Annotated in this window: 19 protein-coding genes and 2 pseudogenes; 10 read left to right on the top strand and 11 right to left on the bottom strand. The window is 74.7% G+C overall.

Annotated elements, in window-relative coordinates; all coding sequences use genetic code 11:
• Positions 1–34 precede the first annotated feature (34 nt).
• Complete coding sequence (locus ABZ117_RS21245) at positions 35–553, bottom strand: methylated-DNA--[protein]-cysteine S-methyltransferase (protein ID WP_356822919.1); 519 nt, start codon at positions 551–553, stop codon at positions 35–37.
• A gap of 160 nt (positions 554–713) precedes the next feature.
• Between ABZ117_RS21245 and ABZ117_RS21240 the strand changes: the two genes are divergently transcribed.
• From ABZ117_RS21240 to ABZ117_RS21225, 4 genes and pseudogenes are all read left to right on the top strand, one after another.
• On the top strand, positions 714–953 hold the full coding sequence (locus tag ABZ117_RS21240) for a hypothetical protein (protein ID WP_356822917.1): 240 nt from the start codon (positions 714–716) through the stop codon (positions 951–953).
• A gap of 3 nt (positions 954–956) precedes the next feature.
• Positions 957–1,334: a toxin Doc gene (locus tag ABZ117_RS21235; RefSeq protein WP_356822916.1), complete on the top strand. Its 378-nt coding sequence runs from the start codon at positions 957–959 to the stop codon at positions 1,332–1,334.
• Between the two features lie 810 nt (positions 1,335–2,144).
• Positions 2,145–2,975, top strand: a pseudogene (locus ABZ117_RS21230) (hydrolase); the annotation flags it as partial.
• A gap of 396 nt (positions 2,976–3,371) precedes the next feature.
• Positions 3,372–4,133: pseudogene (locus ABZ117_RS21225) on the top strand (RICIN domain-containing protein); the annotation flags it as partial.
• Positions 4,134–4,228: 95 nt separating this feature from the next.
• Here the strand turns inward: ABZ117_RS21225 and ABZ117_RS21220 are convergent.
• Positions 4,229–5,398 carry a lactate 2-monooxygenase gene (locus ABZ117_RS21220; protein ID WP_356822914.1) on the bottom strand — a complete coding sequence of 390 codons (1,170 nt, stop codon included), beginning with the start codon at positions 5,396–5,398 and terminating at the stop codon, positions 4,229–4,231.
• Positions 5,399–5,816: 418 nt separating this feature from the next.
• Here ABZ117_RS21220 and ABZ117_RS21215 point away from each other — a divergent pair, with 418 nt between their 5' ends.
• Positions 5,817–6,251, top strand: a complete 435-nt coding sequence (locus ABZ117_RS21215; RefSeq protein ID WP_356822912.1) for a protease inhibitor — start codon at positions 5,817–5,819, stop codon at positions 6,249–6,251.
• Between the two features lie 205 nt (positions 6,252–6,456).
• Here the strand turns inward: ABZ117_RS21215 and ABZ117_RS21210 are convergent, their stop codons facing one another.
• The 4 genes from ABZ117_RS21210 to ABZ117_RS21195 all read right to left on the bottom strand — a co-directional run bounded on the left by ABZ117_RS21210 (position 6,457) and on the right by ABZ117_RS21195 (position 8,596).
• On the bottom strand, positions 6,457–6,654 hold the full coding sequence (locus ABZ117_RS21210) for a CDGSH iron-sulfur domain-containing protein (protein ID WP_356822910.1): 198 nt from the start codon (positions 6,652–6,654) through the stop codon (positions 6,457–6,459).
• The gene (locus ABZ117_RS21205; protein ID WP_356822908.1) at positions 6,635–7,288 is read right to left on the bottom strand and encodes a HemK2/MTQ2 family protein methyltransferase; all 654 of its coding nucleotides are present in this window, start codon (positions 7,286–7,288) and stop codon (positions 6,635–6,637) included. Before ABZ117_RS21205 ends, ABZ117_RS21210 begins: the two co-directional genes overlap by 20 nt.
• Before the next feature lie 21 nt (positions 7,289–7,309).
• Positions 7,310–8,350, bottom strand: a complete 1,041-nt coding sequence (locus tag ABZ117_RS21200; protein ID WP_356822906.1) for an iron-containing redox enzyme family protein — start codon at positions 8,348–8,350, stop codon at positions 7,310–7,312.
• 78 nt (positions 8,351–8,428) lie between these two features.
• On the bottom strand, positions 8,429–8,596 hold the full coding sequence (locus ABZ117_RS21195) for a hypothetical protein (RefSeq protein ID WP_356822904.1): 168 nt from the start codon (positions 8,594–8,596) through the stop codon (positions 8,429–8,431).
• A gap of 255 nt (positions 8,597–8,851) precedes the next feature.
• On the opposite strand from ABZ117_RS21195, the gene ABZ117_RS21190 reads away from it, so the two are divergent.
• From ABZ117_RS21190 to ABZ117_RS21180, 3 genes are read left to right on the top strand one after another with little or no spacing between them, the layout of a single operon-like run.
• On the top strand, positions 8,852–9,703 hold the full coding sequence (locus ABZ117_RS21190) for an SDR family NAD(P)-dependent oxidoreductase (protein ID WP_356822902.1): 852 nt from the start codon (positions 8,852–8,854) through the stop codon (positions 9,701–9,703).
• A 6-nt stretch (positions 9,704–9,709) separates the two neighbouring features.
• Positions 9,710–10,636 (top strand): DMT family transporter, encoded by a 927-nt coding sequence (locus ABZ117_RS21185; RefSeq protein WP_356822900.1) that lies wholly within the window; start codon positions 9,710–9,712, stop codon positions 10,634–10,636.
• A gap of 51 nt (positions 10,637–10,687) precedes the next feature.
• On the top strand, positions 10,688–11,455 hold the full coding sequence (locus ABZ117_RS21180; protein ID WP_356822899.1) for a polysaccharide deacetylase family protein: 768 nt from the start codon (positions 10,688–10,690) through the stop codon (positions 11,453–11,455).
• 71 nt (positions 11,456–11,526) lie between these two features.
• Here the strand turns inward: ABZ117_RS21180 and ABZ117_RS21175 are convergent, their stop codons facing one another.
• Positions 11,527–12,570: a galactosyldiacylglycerol synthase gene (locus ABZ117_RS21175; protein ID WP_356823058.1), complete on the bottom strand. Its 1,044-nt coding sequence runs from the start codon at positions 12,568–12,570 to the stop codon at positions 11,527–11,529.
• A 230-nt stretch (positions 12,571–12,800) separates the two neighbouring features.
• Between ABZ117_RS21175 and ABZ117_RS21170 the strand changes: the two genes are divergently transcribed.
• On the top strand, positions 12,801–13,700 hold the full coding sequence (locus ABZ117_RS21170) for a ribonuclease BN (protein ID WP_356822897.1): 900 nt from the start codon (positions 12,801–12,803) through the stop codon (positions 13,698–13,700).
• Between the two features lie 52 nt (positions 13,701–13,752).
• Here the strand turns inward: ABZ117_RS21170 and ABZ117_RS21165 are convergent, their stop codons facing one another.
• From ABZ117_RS21165 to ABZ117_RS21150, 4 genes are all read right to left on the bottom strand, one after another.
• Entirely contained in the window at positions 13,753–16,569 is a 2,817-nt protein-coding gene (locus ABZ117_RS21165; protein WP_356822896.1) for an NHLP bacteriocin export ABC transporter permease/ATPase subunit, read from the bottom strand.
• 1 nt (position 16,570) lies between these two features.
• Positions 16,571–18,793: an NHLP family bacteriocin export ABC transporter peptidase/permease/ATPase subunit gene (locus tag ABZ117_RS21160; RefSeq protein WP_356822894.1), complete on the bottom strand. Its 2,223-nt coding sequence runs from the start codon at positions 18,791–18,793 to the stop codon at positions 16,571–16,573.
• On the bottom strand, positions 18,790–19,596 hold the full coding sequence (locus ABZ117_RS21155) for an HlyD family efflux transporter periplasmic adaptor subunit (RefSeq protein ID WP_356822892.1): 807 nt from the start codon (positions 19,594–19,596) through the stop codon (positions 18,790–18,792). Before ABZ117_RS21155 ends, ABZ117_RS21160 begins: the two co-directional genes overlap by 4 nt.
• A 102-nt stretch (positions 19,597–19,698) precedes the next feature.
• The gene (locus ABZ117_RS21150; protein ID WP_356822890.1) at positions 19,699–19,917 is read right to left on the bottom strand and encodes a type A2 lantipeptide; all 219 of its coding nucleotides are present in this window, start codon (positions 19,915–19,917) and stop codon (positions 19,699–19,701) included.
• A 670-nt stretch (positions 19,918–20,587) separates the two neighbouring features.
• Between ABZ117_RS21150 and ABZ117_RS21145 the strand changes: the two genes are divergently transcribed.
• Complete coding sequence (locus ABZ117_RS21145; RefSeq protein ID WP_356823056.1) at positions 20,588–22,102, top strand: S1 family peptidase; 1,515 nt, start codon at positions 20,588–20,590, stop codon at positions 22,100–22,102.
• Positions 22,103–22,209 lie beyond the last annotated feature (107 nt).

The raw sequence follows: 22,209 nt of genomic DNA, 5'->3' as shown, positions 1-22,209 counted from the left end.
GCGCGGCCTCCGCGGGCGGGAACGCCCCGGCCGGTCACAGCAGCGTCGGCTGGAGCGCGCCCTCGTGCGTGAGCAGCCACCGCTTCTTCTCCAGCCCGCCCGCGTAGCCGCGCAGCGAACCGTCCGCGCCGATCACCCGGTGACAGGGCCGGACCAGCAGCAGCGGGTTGGCGCCGAGGGCCTGGCCCACCGAGCGGACCTCGGCACGGGAAAGACCGAGGCGGGCGGCCAGTTCGCCGTACGTGGTCGTCATGCCGTAGGGGACCTCGTCCAGGGCCTGCCACACCGCGTGCCGGAACGCGTTGCCGGCGGGGGAGAAGGGCAGGTCGAATCGGGTCAGCCGGCCCGCGAAGTACGCGTCCAGCTGCCGGATCGCCTCCGTGAACGGCCGGTCGTCGCGGTCCTCCGGGCGGACGGCAGGGGTGCCGCGCTGCCCCGGCAGGGAGAGGGAGGTGAGGGCGAGGCCGGCCGGTGTGACGGTCCCGGTCAGCAGCAGGTCGCCCAAGGGGCTCGGGTGGACGGTGTGGACCGGGTGGGCGGTGTGCGTGGTCATGAGATTCCTCCGGGTCGTCGCCTCCGCCCAGTCTGTCGTACCGCGCGCCCGCTGACCGGCGGGAATCGGACACGGCCCCTCGACCCCGCCGGTACCCTGGTGCAGGCGTCCCCACCTGCGGGTATTTACGCGTGAGTACCGGCGCGGTACCGTGAGGAGCATGCCAGCTCTCAACGTGGAGTTCAGCGAACGGGAACTCGAGGACCTGCGGCGGATCGCCAAGGAGCGCGGTACGTCGATGAAGGCCCTCGTGCGTGCGGCCGCCGCCGCCGACATCGCCCGCCACCGGGCGCTCCAGGAGGGCGCGGAGGCCTTCCGGCGCTTCTTCGCCACCCACGCCGAGGAGTTCGCGGCGGCCTTCCCGGACGACGAACTCCCCGTCCGGGGCGAGGCCGCCTGACCGATGCCCTCCCCCATCCATGTCGACGTCCCCTGGCTCCTCCAGCGACACGAGGAGGTCCTGCCCGACCAGCCCGCCGTGGACGACTTCTCCGCGCTGGTCGCCGCCGTCGCCCGGCACCGGGTGGACCCGCCCCGGCTCGGCGTGGACTCCGACGCCGCTTGGCGCGCCGCCGCGCTGCTGCACACCCTCGCCGTGCTCAAGCCGCTGCCCGCGGCCAACGCCCGCTTCGCCTGCGCGACCGCCGTGGCCTACATGTTCGTCAGCGGCGTCGGCATCGACCCGCCCTACGGCGCCCTCGTCGACCTCGCCCGCGATCTGATCTCCGGCAAGACCGACGTGTACGGCGCCGCGGACCGGCTGCGCTCCTGGCAGATCTGACCCCACGGGGCTGTCCGGGCCGCGCGAAGGTCGTCCGGTCTCCACGGGGGGCGTCGTCCTGGCCGCGCCAAGGTCTTCCGAGCCTTGCCTGGGCGCCCGGGCCGCGCCACGGTTGTCCGGTCTCCGCGGGGTTGTCCGGTCTGCGGGAAGTTTGTCCGGTCCCCGCCTGGGCCTCCGGGCCGCGCGAAGGTCGTTCGGTCTCCACCGAGGTCGTCCGGTCCGCGGGAAGTTGGTTCGGTTTCCACCGGGGGGCGTCCGGGCCGCACGAAGTTGGTTCGGTCCCCACCTGGAGTGTCCGGTCCGCGGGAGGGGAGCCCGGACGACCCGCTGCGGCGGCCCGGGCCCGCCACGGCGGCCCGGTCGCGCTCCGGGCAGCCGTCCCCGTCCCGGCCGGCGGGGGGAAGCCGCGGGGGCCGCCGGCCGGGGCGGCACGAACAGGGCCGGCGGCCGGTCGCGCGCGGGCGAGCCGCCGTCCCCCGCAGGGCCTCGCGCGAAGGCCGGTCACAGTCCACCACCGGGCCGCGGGTTCCGGGAGCGTGCGCGCCAGGGGAGTGGGCGCGCACCTTTCGCACGGGGTGCGCACGGGGTGCGCACGGGGTGCGCGCACGGGGAATCCGCCGGGCGCTCCGGCACACCGCCGACGGCTGGTTTCCGGCCTTCCCCCACACCCGTCGATGTCGTACGCGCGCCTTGTTGCCCCTGTGGCAGTTGTGCAAGGGTTCGGCACGCGGTGCCCATCTCCCGCTCCTTCCGCGCCCGTGAGCGCGCAAGCCACGCACCGACGCACCACGCACCGAAGGAATCCGCTCCGTGCACACCCCCCACCCTCCTCGGCCTGCCGGTCCGCCGCCCGGCGGCGATCCCGGAGAATCCGACGAGTCGCTCGCCGGCCCGCTGCGGGCCGGTTCCGACGCGGAAGCCGCCCGGTCCACCGCCCTCCTGATGGCCCGGCACTGGCAGCCCGCCCACGATTACGCGGTCATCTGCCTGGCCGCCTCCGGGCCGCCGGCCCACATGGTCACCGCCACCGCCTTCCACCAGGTCCTCGGCCGGCTGGCGCTCGGCGAGCCAGCCGAGGCGTTGCGGCCACGTCTGCTGGTGGCCGTCCGGGACACCGTCGTCAACTGGTCCGGCACCGACCGCATCACCGCCGTGCTGCCCGTCCTCACCAGGCCCGCCGGGGGCCGTGGAATGCGCGCCGCGCCCACGCTGACGCCGGAGAACCGCGCCCTCACCGACCGGTCTTTCCACGGCCTTCCCCGGCTGGAGCAGACCGTGTTGTGGCACACCGAGGTCGAGGCCGAGCCGGTGCACGTGCCCGCCGGACTGCTCGGCGTGGACACCGAGAACGCGACGGCCGCCCTGGAAGCGGCCCGGGAGAAGTTCCGGGAAGGTCTGGTGCGCGCCCACCGGGAACTCGCTCCCGGCAACGAGTGCCGTCACCACAACCGCCTGCTCGACATCCCGATCCGCCGGGGCGGCGCGCTGCTGCCCGACGTCCAGGAGCACTTGGCCGGTTGCGCGCACTGCCGGCACGCCGCCGAACAACTGGGCCAGTCCGACGCGGCCCTGGGCGTGCTGCTCGCCGAGGCCGTCCTCGGCTGGGGCGCCCGCCGTTACCTCGACACGCGCCCCGGCCGCCTCCAGGCTGCCACGGGCACCCGTGGCACCCCCCGGCGCTCCGACGGGCGCCGACGCGGCGGCGGGCGACCGGGGTTCCTGGCGCGGACCGTCGCCACCGCCACATCCGGCGGACGCCGCCGCGCCGCCGACGACGGCGCACCCGGCCTCCCCGGCAGGCCGAGCCGGTCGCCCGACACCGACGAACCCGGCCTGCCCGAAGCGCCGGGCGTCACCGAGGGCGGATCCGGCCGGCCCGGTGCGCCGAGCCGGCCGTTCCCCGCCGACGGGGGACCCGGCCTGCCCGGTGGACCGGGCTCCTCGTTCCCCGCCCACGGCGGACCCGGCCTGCTCGGCGGGTCCGGCGGGCCTGGCCGGTCGCTTGGCTCCGGCGGTGAGGGGCTTGGCCTGCCCGGTGTGCCGGCTGTCACCGACGGCGGACCCGGCCTGCCCGGTGGACGGGGCTCCTCGTTCCCCGCCGGTGGCGGACTCGGCCCGACCGGCGGGCCCAGCCGGTCGTTTCGCGTTGCCGACGACGGTGGACGCGGCGGGCCGCGCCGGTCGCCGCGCGGCGGGCGCCGTCCGGGTGTGCGGGCGGCCGGGGGCGCCGGGTCCCGCCGGGCTCCCGCGGCCCCCGGCCGGTCGTCCAGGGCGCTGCTGACCGGAGTCGGTGTGGCCTCGGCCGTACTGCTCGTCACGGTGCTGGCGATCACCCTGTGGCCGGGCGGCAGCGAGGGCACCGGCGCGGCTCCCGGCACCCGGGCCCCGTCGGGCTCCGCCTCCGCCCCCGGCGCCGCGGGCCTGCCCGCCGTCGGCCGCCCGGTCCGCTGGCGCGACGCCACCGGCCGGTGCCTGGACGTCGCGGGCAGGCCCCGGGCCGGGGCGGGCGCCGTCCTCGCCGTCTGCTCCGGCGCGGCCACGCAGCGGTGGACGTACGGCTCCGACGGTCTGCTGCGCAGCGCGGCCGGCCCGGGCCTGTGCCTGGACTCCCACGCCGACGCCGGAGTGGTGATCCTCGGCAGCTGCGCGGGCGCCGGCTCGCGGCGGGGCGACGACGTGCGCTACGACCGCACGGCCCGGGGTGAGCTGCTGCCCCGCTGGGACCGTACGCTCGTCCTCGCCGCGGCCGGCGACCAGCCCGGCGCCGACCTCGTCGTCAAGGTCCGGGACGGCTCCACCGGCCGGCGCTGGCGGACCGACACGCCGACGGCGGACCCCGCTTCCCTGCCGCTCACCCGCCCACCGGTACCGCGACGCGCCTCGGGTGGGCAATCTCAGGCGGGGGTCTCGGTCAGGTCGGCCGTCGTCACCGTCGCCGGGCCGGCGTGCCCGGAGAGGGCGAGGGTGAGGTCGAGCTCCGCCAGCACACACCGGATGACGTGCTCCACGCCCGCCTGGCCGTCCAGGCCGAGCCCGTAGACGTACGGGCGCCCCAGGAGCACCGCCCGCGCGCCCAGGGCGAGCGCCTTGAACACGTCGGCACCGGTGCGCACCCCGCTGTCGAACAGCACCGTCAGCCGGTCGCCGACCGCGTCCACGACCCGGGGCAGGGCGTCGGCCGCGGCGACCGAGCCGGCCACCTGCCGGCCGCCGTGGTTGGAGACGACCACACCGTCCATTCCGGCGTCCGCGGCCAGCCGGGCGTCGTCCGGGTGCAGGACGCCCTTGAGGACGATCGGCCCCTCCCAGTGCTCGCGCAGGAGGGCCAGGTCCGGCCAGGTGTGGCCGGGGTCCCCGAACAGGCCGAGAAAGTGCAGCACCGCCGCGTTCGGGTCCTCGTGCACCGGCTTGGCCAGGCCCGCCAGGAACGCCGGGTCGGTGAAGTAGTTGGCGGTGCCCACGCCGTGCAGGAAGGGCAGGTACGCCTGGTCCAGATCGCGGGGGCGCCACGCCAGCAGGGGGGTGTCCAGCGTGACGACCAGCACGGAGAACCCGGCCGCCCGGGCCCGGGTGAGGAAGCTCCGGGTCACCTCGCGGTCCTGGCCCCAGTACAGCTGGAACCACCGTTCGGCGTCCCCCATGGCCGCCGCCACCTGCTCCAGCGGCGTGCTCGACGCCGACGACAGGATGTACGGCACGCCCTGCGCGGCGGCGGCCCGGGCGGCGGCGGACTCGGCGTCCGGGTGCATGATCGACAGCACCCCGACGGGCGCCAGGGCGAGCGGCGCCGGCAGGATCCGTCCCAGCACCTCGGTGGTCAGGTCCCGCTCGTGGACGTCCCGGAGCATGCGGGGCACGATGCGGCGCCGGTCGAGGGCCGCCCGGTTGGCGCGGGCCGTGCCGCCGTCCCCCGCGCTGCCCGCCACATATCCCACCGGGCCCGGGCCGAGCCGGTGTTCGGCCAGGTCCTCCAGCCGGGTGAGGTCGGTGGGAAGCCGGGGCACGACCCCCGTCATCCCGTTCAGATAGATCTCGTACTGGAAGTCCGCCCAGTGCTTCGCCATCGTCCCTCCCGCGTCGTCGACCGCCTGCGCACCCGACGATACCGACCGGTAAGTCGGTGCCCCGGCCGGTACCGCCGGCGCGGAATGACGGAGGCGCCGGCTCCTGGTGATCACTTCATGAACACAAGGAGTCATCAAGAGACGCAGAGGGGACCCGGCCGTTATGTTTCAGGACGATTAACAAACAGCTGTTTTTCAGCCAGCTGGCGGCTTCCGAAGCGGGGGAACCGCTCAGTTCCGGGCCCGCGCCGGTCGGATTCCGTGACTTCACGCCACTGATTCAACACGAAAGGTTACTGAAACCCATGGGTTCGATGTGTATTTCGCTGGCGGACTCGGCAGAGTGGCGCTCGCCGCTCCGGTGCCCGACCGGATCCGGAGCCGGCACCCTGTCATCTCGAGCGGAAGGATGCACACAATGCGGAACACCGCGCGCTGGGCAGCGGCCCTCGGCCTCACGGCCGTCGCCGTCAGCGGACCCCTGACCGGGGCCGCCGTCGCTGCACCGGGCGCAGCCCCGTCGTCGCTCTACGCACCCTCGGCCCTGGTGCTCACCACGGGCCACGGCAACGACGCGGCCACGGCCACTCCGGAGCGCGCCGTCACCCTGAACTGCGCCCCCTCGGCGTCGGGCACCCACCCGGCCGCTGCTCAGGCCTGTGCCGAACTGCGGGGCGTCGGCGGTGACCTCGACGCCCTGAAGGCGGCGGGCGACATCATGTGCACCAAGATGTACGACCCGGTGGTCGTGACCGTCCAGGGCGTCTGGCAGGGCAAGCGCGTCGCGTACGAGCGGACCTTCGGCAACATGTGCATGAAGGACGCCGTCGGCGGCAGCCTCTTCGCCTTCTGAGACCGGGATCGTGAGTCCCCGTGGACGCCGGAACAGGCCCGCAACTGGGGAGTGCGGCCTCTGGAGCGGGGAACCCGCGATCTCGCACCGGGGCAGGCGGGCGGAGTGGGGCCGCCCGCCGGCACCGGGAACACAGCCGCTCCCCGGCCGGCCCGTGGGGGGCCGTCCGGGGAGCGGCGAAAAACAACCGGTTTCAACCAGCGACTCAGGCCTTGCGCCGGTGACTCGTGTCGCACCAGGGATAGCGGCGACTGCGCCGGCAGGTACACAGAGCGACACGGAAGCGGTCCGAGGAGACCGTGGTCCCGTCCTCCAGCTCGATCTCCACGGGCCCCTCCACCAGCAGCGGCCCGCGCCGTTGCATGGTGATCCTGCGGGCCCCGTCAGCAGGGTCGTTCGGCACGGATGACCACCAGCTCTTCCCTGTCGTCGGCCGGCGCGAGCAGCCCGCGCCGGCGCAGCCAGTCCTCCCGGGAGCGCAGCACCGGACCGAAGGCGATCCAGCGGCGCCGGACGACCGTGGCCTTCAGGCCCGCCGCCTCCAGCAGCTCCAGGGTCCGTTCGGGACCGCTCAGCGCGGAGTGCACCAGCAGGAGCACTCCGCCGGGACGCAGCAGCGGTGGAGCGTCCCGGCAGATCCGGTCCAGCAGCAGCCGCCCGTCGAGCCCCGCGTCCCAGGCCCGGGCCCGGCCGCGCGGCCCGGGCCCGGCGTCGGGCGCCGGCACGTAGGGCGGGTTGGCCAGGATGACGTCGTACGTCCGGCCGCGGACCGGCGAGAAGAGGTTGCCGCGCCGGATGTGCACCGGCAGCCGGGTCAGCCAGGCGTTGAGCCGGGCCGTCCACACCGCCCGCCGGGACACGTCCACGGCGGTCACCCGGGCGCCCCGCCGGGCCGCCTCCAGAGCCAGCGCACCGCTGCCCGTGCCCACGTCCAGTACCTGGGCGCCGGGCGGGGGATCCTCCTCGTGGAGGACCTCGGCCAGCAGCTCCGTGTCGTCCTGCGGGGCGTACACACCCGGAAGTACCAAAGCGATCACATTGCGCGGGTACCCAGAGGATCAGGATGTATGAGACATCTCCTGTTCCCGGGGTGCCGGCCGCTCCGGGTCCAGAGGGGTGCGCAGGGACGAGCGGCCCGCCCGCCAGTCGGCGAGCAGCCGCCGGCCCAGCCGGTCCTCCAGGAACTCGGTCGCGTCGATCCCGAAGGCCACGTCCGGCGCCAGCTCCGGCTCCTCCTCCAGCAGTCCGCCGATGACCTCCTGCCGGACGACCTGCTCGTGCACCGCGTCCGCCTCCACGTGCTCGTCGTAGAAGAACTCGGCGGCCGGGCCGGCACCGGTGCGGCGCATCGCTCCGGCGAGCCGGCGGGAGCCGGGCGAGGAGGTGATCTCGACCTCGGCGAAGTGGCCCACCAGCGCGCCGCGCAGCCGGCGGTGCAGGCCGAACAGGGACATCAGGTTGACCACGGCCAGCATCTCGGCGGGGGCCGCGTCCAGGTAGCGGCCGTACGCGGTGTCCAGGCCGAGGTCCGTCATCAGGTCGGCGAACAGGCGCGCGTGCACCCGGTCGGCCCGGCCGCCGCCGAACTCGTCGAACTCCACCGCTGCCATCCCCGCCTTGGCCCGGCCCCAGAGCCGGGGCAGTACCCAGGCGTGCGGGTCGGCTTCCTTCAGGTGGTACAGGGAACGCTGGGCGGCGTACTCGCGTACCTGCCACAGCTCGCCCTCCTCGCACAGGAAGTGACTGACGCCGGTGCCCTCGGCCGGCTCGACGAGCAGGGCGCCCAGCGCGTCGTCCAGGCTGTCGTGGGCGGGCGCGTCGGCGCGCAGCGCGGACAGGAAGCGCTGTTCCAGCGCCGCGCGGACCCGCAGCAGGTCCGGGTCCCACTCGGCTTCCGGGGGAACGCCGGCGAATCCGCGGTAGTGCAGCTCATAGCACAGGTACAGGGCGAGCTGGAGGTCGTCGCCGTACGGGTCCGCCGCCGCGGCGTTCGCGGGGCCGGGGAGGGGGCCCGTGCCGCGGAGGTACGCGTCGACCGCGGCGGAGAGCGGACCCCGGGGCGGGGGCAGCTGGGGTCCTCGCAGGTGGTGGTGGTTCATGGGAACCGGGTACCCGGCCCGCGGCAAAGCACGACCGCGTGCCGGGCAGCCCACCCCACCCCACCCCGCCCGGTCGCGTCACTCGCCGTGCGCCTGTTCCTGCGCTCCCGTGTTCGGGGTGACGGCGTCCCCGGCCTCGCCCGAGGCACCTTGGTCCCCGGGGCGCTCGCCGGCCTCCTCGACCTCCCGGAGCACCTCCTCCACCGCCGTCTCGGGCTTCTTCTCGCGGTCGTCGCCGCCGGACATCGTGTCTCCCTCCGCCGTCCTGCCGATCTTCCCCCTGCGAGTTACCCGCCGGCGCCGTCCCAAGCATGGCGCCCGGGCGGGGGAGCGGTCGTGGTCAGGGGCCGGCGGCCCATGATCAGGCAGCCACGTGCCACCCGGCGCGTGGCTGACCTCCGCCGTGCGCGGTGTTTCAGGGTGTGGCGCCCTGGATACACCGCGAGGACTCGGTACCGGAGCCCGCGCGCCCGTGCACACCGTCGCAGTGAGGTCGCCACCATGTCCCACGCCCCGCCCCCCGCAGGCCCGTCGAACCGCGCCCGGCCGGTGCGGGACCTCGCCCCGGAGACCGGCTCCGCCCCCCGCCCGGCGCGACCCCCGGCCGGCCGTGGCGGTACCGCCCTGGTGACGGGAGCCTCCTCCGGCATCGGTGCCGCCGTGGCCTGCCGGCTGGCCGCCGAGGGCTGGCGCCTCGCGCTGAACGGACGTGACATCACCCGACTGGAGCAGGTGGCCGCGACGGCCGGTGCCCTGGCCCTGCCCGCCGACCTGACCCGGCCCGGCTCCCCCCACCGGCTCACCGACCTCGCCCTGGACCACCTCGGCCGCCTCGACCTGCTGGTGGCGGGCGCCGGCGTGGGCTGGGCCGGGGACTTCGCCGGCATGCCCGCCGCGCGCATCGACGAGATCGTCGGCGTCGACCTGCTGGCCACCGTCCACCTCGTGCGCGCCCTGCTCCCCCACATGGTCGCGGCCGGCTCGGGGCGCGTCGTCCTCGTCGGCTCCTTCGCCGGCAGCGTGGGCGTACGCGGCGAGGCCGTCTACTCCGCGGCGAAGGCCGCCCTCGCCACCTTCGCCGACGCCCTGCGCTACGAGCTGCGCGGCACCGGAGTGGGCGTCAGCCATGTCATCCCCGGCGTGGTCGACACGCCGTTCTTCGACCGGCGGGGCCTGCCGTACACGCGGTCCTGGCCGCGGCCGGTACCCGCCGAACGCGTGGCCGGCGCCGTGTGGTCCGCCGTCACCCACGACCGGGACGAGGTGTACGTCCCCGGATGGCTGCGGGTGCCCGCCCGGATACACGGCGCCGCGCCGGGACTCTACCGGCGGCTCGCCGCCCGCTTCGGGTGAGCGGCCATGACCGCCGTCACGGTGCTGCTCGCCCTGCTCGCCGCCCTGTCCAACGCGTCCGCCTCGGTGCTCCAGCGCCGGGCCGCCGTGCAGGAACCGGACGACGGCAGCGGGGCGGGCTCCGTCGTACGGCGGTTCACCCATGTGCTGCGGCGCCCCTCCTGGCTGGCGGGCGTCGGCCTGCTGGCACTGTCCGGCCTGCTCCAGGCCGGGGCACTGGCGGTCGGCAGCCTGTCCCTCGTCCAGCCGCTGCTCGCCGCCGAGCTGCTGTTCACGCTGGCCGTGGGCAGCGTCGTCTTCCGGCGCCGGCCGGACGGCCGTACCTGGCTGGCGTTCGCCGCGCTCGCCGTGGGGCTGGCCCTGTTCCTCCTCGCGGCGGCGCCGACGGCGGGCCGCACCAGCGCGCCGCCCCGGGCCTGGCTCCTGGGCGGGGCGGGGGTGCTCGGTACCGTCGTCCTGCTCGCCGTGGCCGCCCGCCTCGCCAGGGGCGCGTCCCGGGCGGCGCTGCTCGGCCTCGCCTCCGCCGTGTCCTTCGCCACCACCGCCGCGCTCCTCAAGGAGGCCGTGGGGCGGCTCGGCGACGGGCTCGGGGCGATGTTCGGACACTGGTCGCTGTACGCCACCGGGGTCGCCGGACTCGTCGCCTTCCTGCTGTTGCAGGGCGCGCTCGGCGCCGGCTCGCTGACGGCCTCGCAGCCGGCCCTCACCCTCGGCGACGCGCTCACCAGTGTGGTCCTGGGCTGGGTCCTGTTCGCCGAGACGGTCCACCTGGGCCTGAGCCTGCTCCCGGAGGCTATCGGCATCGCCCTGATCGGCGCGGGCAGCATCGGCCTGGCCCACGCCCAGACCGTCGGCGCGGAGTGGGACACGGCCGCCCCGGACCGCCCGCCGGAACGGGACGGGAGCCGGGCGCCGGCGCCGCGCAGACACTGACCCGTTTCTCGACCCGCTGCCGATCCGCTGGACCGAAGGAGATGGTCACCGATGTCCCTCGGCTCCGGCCGCGCGTGGCGGGCGGCGGCCTTCCTGCTGCCGGCCGGTGCCGCCGCCGCGCACATCGGACCGGCGGCCACCTGGCTCCCCGGCGTACGGCTGCCGTTCTTCCCCGGGCTCTCCGGCACCGGGCACCGCCACCACATCGCGCTCACGTTCGACGACGGACCGGACCCGGCCTCGACCCCGCGCTTCCTCGACGCGCTGGACGGCCTCGGGGTCCGGGCCACCTTCTTCGTGCTCGGCGAGCGCGTGGTGCGCCATCCGGCGCTGGTCCGGGAGACGGTACGGCGCGGACACGAACTCGGGGTGCACGGCTGGACCCACGACCGCCCGTGGCGTCCCGCGTTCACCCGGACCGCCGAGGAGGTCGAACGGAGCGTCCGCGCGGTGCACGACATCACCGGCTGCCGCCCGCGCTGGTACCGCCCCCCGTACGGCATCCTCACCACGAGCCGCTGGTGGGCCGCCCGCCGGGCCGGGCTGCGGACGGTGCTGTGGTCCGCGTGGGGCAGGGACTGGACGGCCGGCGCCACACCGGCGTCCGTACGGGCCCGGATCGCGGCGGACCTGCGCGGCGGCGGCACCGTCCTGCTGCACGACTCCGACCGGCACTCGGCCCCCGGGTGCTGGCACGCGGCCCTGGGCGCGCTGCCGGTCCTGGTCCGGGACTGCCGGGCAGCGGGCCTATCGGTCGGCCCCCTCGGCGAGCACGCCCCACCCCGGCCGGCGGCACGGTCCGGCATCCTCACGCAGTGAGCGGGGAGGCGCGCCGGCCCCGGTCCGGCCGCTCCCGTGCCGGTGCGGGGCCGCCCCCGGGCGGGGCGGGATCAGAGGCCGGTGAGGTGGTCCAGTGGGTCGTGGCGGAAGAGGGCGCGGCCGCGGGCCACCCGTTCGGCCCTTTCGCGGGCGTCCGTGAGCCGGGCGAGCGCCGCCAGCAGGGCGGGGCCGTCCGGGGCGAGTTCGGACAGGCCGAGGCCGGCCATGCGGCGTACCCCGTCCGCGCCGTGGCCGGGCAGGGGGCGGTGGCCGACCACGGGCAGCCCCGCGGCGAGAGCCTGGACGGCGGTCTGCCCGGCGGCGTTGTCCACCAGGGCGTAGGACGCGGCGAGCAGGCCGGGCATGTCGTCGACCCAGTCCAGGGCGAGCACGGCGGGCTCTCCGGAGACCCGCGCGCGCAGCCGGTCGTTGCGGCCGCACAGCACCACCGGGAGGTAACCGGCCGCCGCCAGCAGCGAGGCGGTGGCGGCGGGGCGGGACGCCGCGCCCCAGGCACCCGCGGACAGCAGGACCGGCGGCCGGCCGGGCGCACGGCCCGCGAAGCGCTCCCGCCACCGCGCCGCCCCGGGGGCCGGCGCGCGGAAGGCGGGCGCGACCACCGGTCCGGTGGTGACCACGGGAACGGCGAGGGAGCGGCGCACGTCGGCCGCCGCCGCGTCCGTCAGACACAGATACCGGTCGTTGCCCGGATGCAGCCACTGCCGGTGCACCGCGAAGTCGAGCAGGAAGACGGCGCTGGGTACCCGCAGCCGGCCCCGGGCCCGCAGATGGCCGGTCAGCTGCGCGGCCAGATGGAAGACGGACACCACCACGTCGGCGCCGGTGCGGTCCACGAGATCGGTCAGCCGGTCCCCGGCGAGCCGGGCCAGCGGGACCCCGCTCGGCCGCCGGCCGGGCCCCTCGCGCAGGAACGCGCCGTACAGACCGGCGTACACCCAGGGCAGGTGCCGTACCGACGCCTGGTAGCCGCGGCGCAGGCCCGCGCCGAGCCCGTACGGCAGGAGCCGCAGGACGTCCACGACGTACGCGTCGTGCCCGGCCGCGGTGGTCCGTCGCGCGAGTTCGGCGGCCACGGTGTCGTGGCCGGCGCCCATGCTCGCGCTCACGATCAGCGTCCTGCGCCGGCCGCCCGGCGCAGGAGGGTCCGTGGTCCGCACGGCTTCCGATTCTCCGCCGGCGCGGCGCGGAAACGGCGGACGTCCCGGCCGTGTCGCCGCGGCGCCGTGCGGGTGTCCCCGGTCCGGCCGCGAGTTGCCCGGTGCGGGCCGGGGTGGATGAATCGGCACAGGGAAGCGTGTGGGCGGCGAGCACGGGAGGAGCCGTGATGCGGTGGCGGCGCGGCCTGCACCGCGCGTGGGAGTGGCTCGGCGTCCGGGCCCTGTTCACGCACGGGCGTGAGCTGGAGCTGATGCACCGGGCCATGGGGTTCGCCACGCTGGCCCTGGTGACGCTGGCGCCGCTGCTGATCGTGGTGGCCGCCGCGGACCCGCTGGTGCGGGGCGGGTTCGCCTCCTGGCTCACCGACGGCATGGGACTGTCCGGCCGCTCCGCCCGGGTGCTCACCGACGTGATCAGCCCCCCGCGCAAGGTCATCGGCACCACCAGCGTCTGGAGCGCGGTCCTGCTCGCCGTCTTCGGCGTGTCCTTCGGCGGCAGCGTGCAGAACGCCTACGAGCGGATCTGGCAGCTCGCGGCGGGCCCCTGGCACCGGGTCTGGCGGCAGGCGACCTGGCTGGTGGCGCTGATGGCGTACCTCTACCAGGAGGTGACGACGAAGGCGGCGCTGCACGGCACCCAGCGGATCGCGCTCTCCACGGTCAGCGGCGTGCTCTTCTTCTGGTGGGGGCAGCGGTTCCTGCTGGGCGGGCAGATCCGCTGGCGCGCCCTGCTGCCGGGGGCGCTGGCCACGGTGATCGGCCTGGCCGGCCTGCGGGTGTTCTCCTCCCTGGTGTTCACCCCGCTCATCGTCACCAACGCGCTCAGCTACGGCGCCGTCGGCACCGTGCTCGTGGTCGAGTCGTGGCTCATCGGCGTGGGCTTCGTCATCTACGGCGGTGCCCTGTTCGGCCGCTGGTTCTGCCGGCACCACTGGATGCCGTCCCACTACGACGGGCCGGAGTACGGGGACGACGGGCCCGAGCCGCTGGACCATCTGCCGGCCGCGCCGGGCGAGCTGCCGGGGTCCTCGGACGGCCCGCCGGGGATCCCGGGGGAGCGCGGCTAGAGCCGGACCAGGTCGTGGCGTCGTGGAGCAGGCGGGAGTCCGACCACACGGACTAGGCCAGCTGGCGGCGCACCAGTTCGTGCAGGCGGCCCGTGGTGTCGGCGAGGAGGTCGGCCGGGGCGCCCTGCTGGACGACCTTGCCGTCCTCCATCACGATCACCCGGTCGGCGTCCAGGACGGTCGACAGGCGGTGGGCGATGACGATCCGGGTGGCGTTCAGCTTGCGGGTGCTGTCGATGACGATGCGCTGGGTGTCGTTGTCCAGGGCGCTGGTCGCCTCGTCGAAGAAGAGGATCCGCGGGCGCCGGACGAGCGCCTGCGCGATCATCAGGCGCTGCCGCTGTCCGCCGGAGATAGCGCCGTTGCCCGCGACGATCGTGTGCAGCCCCATCGGCATCCGCTGGATGTCCTCCGCGAGCCCCGCCAGCTCGGCCGCCGCCATCGCCTCCTCCGGCGTGTACGGCCCGGTGCCGCAGATGACGTCCAGGATGGAACCGCTGAACGGCTGGGCGTGCTGGAGGACCACACCGCACTGGCGGCGCACCGCGGACTGGTCGAGGGCCGCGAGATCCTGGCCGTCGTACAGGACGCTGCCCGACACCGGCCGGTCGAAGCCGATGAGCAGACGCAGCAGCGTGGACTTGCCGCAGCCGCTCGGCCCGACGACCGCGACGAACTCGCCCGGCCGTACGGCGAACGACACGTCGTCCAGGACGAGCGGTCCGTCGTCGGCGTACCGGAACGACAGCCTGCGGGCTTCCAGCGCACCCGACAGCGGGCCCGGGCGGGTGCTCGCCGTGCGCACCTCGGGCGTGGCCTCCAGCACCGGCTTGATCTCCTCGAACAGCGGCAGCGCCGCCACCGCCGACACGAACGCGCCGGTCAGCTGGGTCACCGAGGTCAGCAGCATGGTCACCGAGGTGTTGAAGGCCAGGAAGTCCGCCGCCGACATGGCGCCCTTCGCCGGGCCCGCCAGCAGCATGAACATCAGCAGCGTGCAGACCGGCAGGTACACGGCGCCGAGGACCGTGGTGAGGTTCTTGATCCGGCCGGCCCGCTGCTGGAGTTCCCGGCTGCGCGCGAACTCCCGCGCCCACGCGGCGTACGCGTAGTTCTCGGCCGCCGCGACGCGCAGCTTGGGCAGGCCGCGCAGGGTCTGGAACGCCTGGTTGTTCAGCTTGTTGCCGAGCACCACGAGCCGCCGCTGCCAGCGCACCTGCCACAGCCCGAGCCCCAGGAACACCGCCGCGATGACGACGAGCATGCCGAGCGCGGCCATCGCCATCGGCACGCTGTACCAGAGGAGCAGACCGAGGTTCATCGCGCCGACCGTCACCGACTGGGCGACCACCGGGCCGACGCCCGCGAGCATCCGCCGCACCGCGCTGATGCCCATGGCCGCGCTGGCCAGTTCGCCCGTGGAGCGCTGGGTGAAGAAGCCGGTGGGCAGCCGCAGCAGCCGGTCCCAGACGGCCGGCTGGAGCGCCGCCTCGACACGGCCCTCCAGCCGCAGGATGGACAGGTTCTCCAGCAGCGTGAACGCCGCCGCGACGACACCGCTGACCATGACCGCCAAGGACACCTGCACGATCAGCCCCGTCCGGGCCTCGGGCACATACTCGCCGAGCACCTTGCCGGTCGCGATGGGCACCAGCGCGCCGATCGCCACCGTCACCAGCCCGGCGAGGAGCAGCCGGAGCAGGTCGCCGCGGGTACCGCGCAGGCTGAACCGCAGCAGTCCGAGCGGTCCGAGCGGCCGGTCGGGCAGCGGACGGTAGAACATCACCGCGCGCGGTTCGAACTCCGCCGCGTTCGCCTTCTCCACCGGCGTCTCGCGCCCCGTCCCGGGGTGGACGGCCACATAGCCGCCGCGCCGCCACAGCAGGGCGACCGGCGCCCCGGACAGCGCCCGGTGGCCGACCAGCGGGCCGACGTCCTCCCGCCACCAGCGCCCGTCCAGACGGACCGCCCGGGTGCGCACCCGGGACGCCAGCGCGAGGTGTTCCACCGGGTCCAGCCGGTCACTGCCGGCACCGCTGCGCGCGGGTTCGGCGAGGGTGATCCCGGCCGCCTCGGCGACCAGCCTGCACGCCGCGTGGGTGGCGTCGGTGTCGGCGGTGGTCGTGCGGCGGGAGGAGTGCCCGCCGATGGAGGCCAGCAGGGTCCGGTCGGCCTGGGCGCGCACGGCCTCACCGGCCTTGATCCCGGCCGCGGCGCGGGTCTCGTGGGTGCGCTCCAGCTGCTCGATCCACCGGTCGAGCGCGGTCAGCAGCCGGTACTGCTGGTCGACCATGCTCTGCCACAGCGCCGGGTCCATCAGCAGGTCGGCGGCGGCCTCGGCGCCGTACAGCGAGCCGTACTGCACGCTGCCCGGCGGCACCTGCATCCAGAAGACGTCGTCGTCCGCCGGTGCCGCGGCCCGCTCCTCGGCCATCGGCGCCTGGAACAGGACCGACAGGCCGCGGCCGACGCCCAGGGCGACCGCGTACTCCAGCGGGCTCGACGCCGGCGGGACGTACTGCGGGTTGCCGTCCGCGTCGTAGGACCAGGTCTGCGTGTGCGCCGGCTGGTACAGCTCGCGCAGGCCGACGCGGTGCACCACACAGTCGCGGACCGGGCGGGCCACCAGGGTGTGCTGGGGCCCGGTGACCGGGCCGAGCAGCAGCGTGCCCGCCTCCAGCCGGCCGAGGTGGTGCCAGTGGCCCTGCTCGGCGGCGTCCACCGCGAACAGGTCCAGGGCACCGGACGCGACCAGCCACAGCACCTGCGGGCCCGCCAGGTCCAGGCGGCCGAGGCCGGCGCAGTCCAGCCGCGTGCCCAGCGCGCCGAGCGCCCCGAGGACGAGGTCGTCTTCGTGCACGGACGTCATCTCACCGCTCCCTGACCAGTGCCGCGTACGCGCCGCCGCGCGCCACCAGCTCCTCGTGCCGCCCGCGCTCCACCACCGTGCCGTGCTGGAGCACGACGATCTCGTCACTGTCGCGGACCGTGCTCAGCCGGTGCGCGATCACCACGCAGGCGCAGCCGCGCCGCCGCAGGTTGTCCATCACGACCTGCTCGGTCTCCGCGTCCAGCGCGCTGGTCACCTCGTCCAGCACGAGGATGCTCGGCCGGCGCACCAGCGCCCGCGCGATCTCCAGGCGCTGGCGCTGCCCGCCGGAGAAGTTCCGGCCGTCCTGCTCGACCCGGCTGTGGATGCCGCCGGGCCGGCGCGTCACCACGTCGTACAGGGCCGCGTCCGTCAGCGCCTCCACCACGGCCTCGTCGGGGATCGAGGGATCCCACAGCGCCACGTTGTCGCGGACCGAGCCCTCGAAGAGGAACACGTCCTGGTCGACGAAGGAGACGGAGGCGGCGAGCGCCCCGCGCGGGATGTCCTCCAGCCGCCGGCCGTCGATGCGGATGACCCCGTCCCACGGCGTGTAGAGGCCCGAGATCAGCCGGGAGACCGTGGACTTGCCGCTGCCGGAGCCGCCGACCAGCGCCACCTGTCGCCCGGGGCCGACCGTCAGGTCGAAGCCGGACAGCAGCGGCTTGTCCAGCGGGCTGTAGCCGAAGGTGATGTTCTCCAGCTCGACGTGCCCGTGCAGCCGGCGGGTGGAGTCGGCGCCGCCGGGGCGGGCGTACAGCGGGTCGGCCTGGAAGTTCTCCACGTCCTTCAGCCGCGCCACGTCGGCCGCGAAGTCCTGGATGCGGCCCGCCACGCCGTTGAGCCGGGTCAGTGGCGCGGTGAAGCGGGTGACCAGCGCCTGGAAGGCGACCAGCAGGCCGATCGAGAGATGTCCCTCCACCGCGCGCAGTCCGCCGATCCACAGGATCAGCGCGCTGTTGACGGTGGCGAGCGTGGGCGCGACCACGCCCAGCCAGGCGCTCGGCACGCCGAGCCGCTGCTGCTCCTCCAGGGTGGTGGCGTGCTGCCCCGCCCACTTGCGGAAGTACCCGTCCTCGCCGCCGGTCGCCTTCATCGTCTCGATCAGCTGGAGCCCGGTGTAGGCGGTGTTGGTGAGCCGTGCGCTGTCCGCGCGCAGCTTCGCCGTACGGGTCGCGCGCAGCCGTACGACCAGCCGCATGGCGACCACGTTCAGCAGGGCCACGCCGATGCCGACGCACGTCAGCTGCGGGTCGTAGGTGTACAGCAGCACCGCGTACAGCACGACCACGACCGCGTCCACGCCCGCCGCCGCGAGGTCGCGGGCCAGGGTCTCGGCGACCTGGTCGTTGGACTGGAGGCGCTGCACCAGGTCGGCGGGGGAGCGCTGGGCGAAGAACGTCACCGGCAGCCGCAGCAGATGGCGCAGGAAACGGGCGCTGGACAGGGTGGAGGAGATGATCCGGCCGTGCAGCAGGTTGGCCTGCTGGAGCCAGGTCAGCACCACGGTGAGCAGGACGCACGCGGCCATCGAGGTGAACAGCACGCCCAGCAGCGAGGTCCGGCCGCCGATGAGGAACGTGTCGATGTAGGTGCGGCCGAGCGCGGGGAGGGCGGCGCCGACGGCGACCAGCAGGAGGCTGGCCAGTACCGCGGCGGGCAGCGTGCCCGCGGTGCCGCGCAGCCGGGCGGGCATGGCGCCGAGCACGCCCGGCCGGCGCCCGCCCCGGGTGAAGCCGTCACCCGGCTCCAGCACCAGCACCACACCGGTGAAGCCGCTGTCGAACTCCTCCATGGGCACGAAACGGCGGCCCTTGGCGGGGTCGTTGACGTATACGCCGCGCCGGCCGAAGCGGCGGCCCATGCCGTCGTAGACGACGTAGTGGTTGAACTCCCAGAACAGGATGGCCGGCGCCCGCACCTCGGCGAGGGCGGCCAGGTCCATCTGCATGCCCTTGGCCGTCAGGCCGTAACCGCGGGCCGCCTTCAGCAGGTTGGAGGCGCGTGAGCCGTCGCGGGAGACACCGCAGGCGATGCGCAGTTCCTCCAGCGGGACATGCCGGCCGTAGTGGCCGAGGACCATCGCGAGGGAGGCGGCACCGCATTCGACGGCCTCCATCTGGAGCACGGTGGGGGTGCGGACCGTGCCGGTACGGGAGGCGGGGGCCGGACGCTTCGCGGGAGCCGCCCGTCTGCGGCCGCGGGTTTCCTGGGCGGTGGTCACGGGAGCAGCCAATCGACGGGGTGCTGGTCGGCGAGCCGGACGGAGGCGGTGGCGAGGGTCATGGAGTCCAGCCGGAACGGCGGGCCGTCGGCGGTGGACCACCGGTAACCGCTCTTCGTGGTCCGGGAGGTGTCCAGTTCGACCAGGACGGCCACCGGTCGGCCGGCGCGGGTGAACTGCTCACCGAGCTGGCTGTCGCCGAGGAACGCGGAGATGGACTGGGCGGACTGCGCGTCGCGGTCCACCGACCTCACCTCGCCGCGCAGCACCCCGTACCGCTGTGCCGGTACGGAGGACAGGGTCAGGTCCACCGGGGCGTGCGCCGGGATGGCGGCGGCGTCCTCCGCGGGCACGTAGACGGTCGCGTAGAGCGGGTCGGAGGCGTGGGCGGTCCGCTCGACGGCGGCGACACCGCTGCCGGTCCGGATGATCTGGCCGATGGCGGCGGCGAGTGTGGTGACGCGGCCGGCGGCGACGGTGCGGACAACCGCGTCGCCCCGGTCCGTACGGACCTTGACGACGGGCGCGCCGGCGGGCAGGCGCTGGCCCTGCCGGGCGAGGACGGCCGTCACCTGTCCGGCGACCGGGCTCTGGAGCAGGTAACTGCCCTGCCCGTGCGTGAGGATGGCGGGCGCGCCGACCGTGGAGGCGACCGAACCGGTCACCGCCCAGACGGAGGCCGCCGCCAGGACGACGACCGTGACGGCGAGCGCGAGCCAGCCCTGGGGGCGGGCGAGCCGCACCGGAAGGTCCAGCTCCTCCGGTGACTGGAGCTTGGCGAGGGCCTGTTGGCGGAACTGCACGGAACTTCCCTCACCTGTGGGAGAGACGCATGTGTGTCAGGGCACCGATGAGCCCCGGAGCCGAGGGACGGCTCCGGGACTGTCGGTGACACCGAGGTGCGGTCAGAGACCGGCAACCAGGTTGGTGACCGGGGCGGTGTGGATGCCGGCGACGCCCTCGACAGTGCCGACCACCGTGTTGACCAGGCCGTTCACGCCCGGGGCAACCGCGTTCACGGTGCCGAGGGTGCTGTTGAGGGTGTTCACGGACAGGCCGCCGGAGACGTTGTCCAGCTCGGCGTCCGAGATCTCGGCGGTCTGGACCTGGGGGGTGGAGTTCATGGTGGAACTTCCCTTCGTATGGGTGTTTCTCAAGGGGGAGAGCGGCCCCCTCTGGGGACAGACGGACGGCCGCGGCCGCGGGCGCCGGGCACCCGTCTCCGGAAGCCCGCCGGATGCCCGCGGTGCGTTGGATCAAAGCACGCACGGCGGATGCGCTTCCAATCAACCAGGGCTCTCACCTGCGCACTTGACTCGTCGAGGGGTGTAACCGTGCAGGTGTGCGCACGGCTTGTCGGCGACTCCTTCACATGTGGCACGGCATCGCCGCACCGGGCACCCCGCCCGCCGGACCGCGAAACCGGCACTCCGCACCAAAGGTGTGCCGCGGGGCGCGCGGATGTGCAGATCCCCCGGCACCCGTGACGTGCCTGGGTATTCGATGTGCAGATTCCCTGAAGAGGAGATTCCGCTTCCTGTTCGACGCCGATCGTCACCGGTCGATCACGGAGCGTGCCGGCCCGTGGTGTGGTGTCGGATCCTGGCCGAAGTCCTGCGGAGTGTGGCCGAATCGCCGCGCCGGTAAGGCCGTTGGGAAACGGAATTGAACGCCCCGCGTGGCCGGTGCGTACCTACGGCCATCCAGGCGCCCCGGAAACCACCCCCCGAACCAACTGCCCGTCAGAGGCAGGCTCCCGTCCCCAGGAGGTCGAGAAGGTTGAGTCACAAGCGAATGCCCAAGCGCAAGGCCGCGATAGCGGTGGGCGGCGTCGCGGCACTCGGAGCGGCGGCCCTCCTGCTGCCCAACGCCAACGCCTCCCAGGACAAGGACCAGGCGTCAAGCGCAGCCGGCACCGCGAAGACCCTGAAGGCGAAGGACGCCTCGGACCTCAGCGCCCAGGTGCGGAAGATCCTCGGCGACGCTTTCGCCGGGTCGTACTACGACAACGCCAAGCAGCAGCTCGTCGTCAACGTGGTCAGCGGCGACGACAACGTGGTCGTCCAGGCCAAGAAGGCCGGCGCGGTCGTCCGCGAGGTGGCGAACAGCACCGCCGAACTCAAGGCCGCCGCGCGGACGCTGAAGGCCAAGGCGACCATTCCCGGCACCTCCTGGGCCGTCGACCCGCGCACCGACAAGGTCCTCGTCACCGCCGACCGCACCGTCACCGGCGCCCAGTGGAACCGGCTGCGGTCCGCCGTGCGCGGCCTCGGTTCGGGCATGGCCACCGTGAAGAGGTCCTCCGGCACCTTCAAGACCTTCCTCTCCGGCGGCGACGCCATCTTCTCCCAGGTGCAGGGCGGCAACGTCCGCTGCTCCCTGGGCTTCAACGTCACCGCCTCCGACGGCAGCCCCGCCTTCCTGACGGCGGGTCACTGCGGTGTCGCCGCCAAGGACTGGTCCGACTCCCAGACCGGCCAGCCCCTCGCCACCGTCGACCAGGCCACCTTCCCCGGCGCCGGCGACTTCTCCCTCGTCAAGTACAACGACCCCGCCACGCAGGCGCCCAGCGAGGTCAACACCGGCAACGGGCAGACCGTGCAGATCAACCAGGCCGCCGACGCCACCGTCGGCGAGAGCGTGTTCCGGATGGGCTCCACCACCGGGCTGCACGACGGCAAAGTCACCGGCCTGGACGCCACCGTCAACTTCCAGAGCGAGACCGACCCGAACGGCGTAGACACCGTCACCGGCCTCATCCAGACGGACGTCTGCGCCGAAGCGGGCGACAGCGGCGGCTCCCTGTTCACCCAGGACGGCAGCGCCGTCGGTCTCACCTCCGGCGGCAGCGGCGACTGCACCAACGGCGGCGAGACCTTCTTCCAGCCCGTCACCGCCGCCCTCCAGGCCACCGGCGCCACCCTCGGCAACGCCGGCAATGCCGGCAACGCCGGCAACGGAGCGGGCGGCCAGGCGGGCGCGGGCGCCGGTGACCAGTCGGGTGCGGGCGGCCAGGCGGGTGCCGGTGATCAGTCCGGTGCGGGTGCGGGCGGCCAGGCGGGTGCCGGTGATCAGTCCGGTGCCGGTGCGGGTGACCAGGCGGGCGCGGGCGCCGGTGACCAGTCGGGTGCGGGTGCGGGCGACCAGTCCGGTGCCGGCGACCAAGCGGGTGCGGGTGACGCGTCCGGTGACGGGTCCGGCGCCGGTGACCAGGCAGGCGCGGGTGACGCGTCCGGTGCCGGTCACGCGGCCGGCGGGGGCGCCGGTACGGCCGGCCACGGGGCGACGTCCCTGACCGGCACGCGCTGAGCGGACCGGCGGCCCCCTGACTCCCCGCCCGGCTCCACCCACGGTTCCCGCCGGCGGGGAGAGGTCCGGCCCTCCGGCGGGAGGGCCGGACCACAGCCGTACACGTC

This window comes from Streptomyces sp. NPDC006309, from assembly GCF_040613095.1.
Taxonomy (GTDB): Bacteria; Actinomycetota; Actinomycetes; order Streptomycetales; family Streptomycetaceae; genus Streptomyces.
Note: the sequence above shows the minus strand (reverse complement) of the source record. Positions and strands in the feature narration are given on the sequence as shown.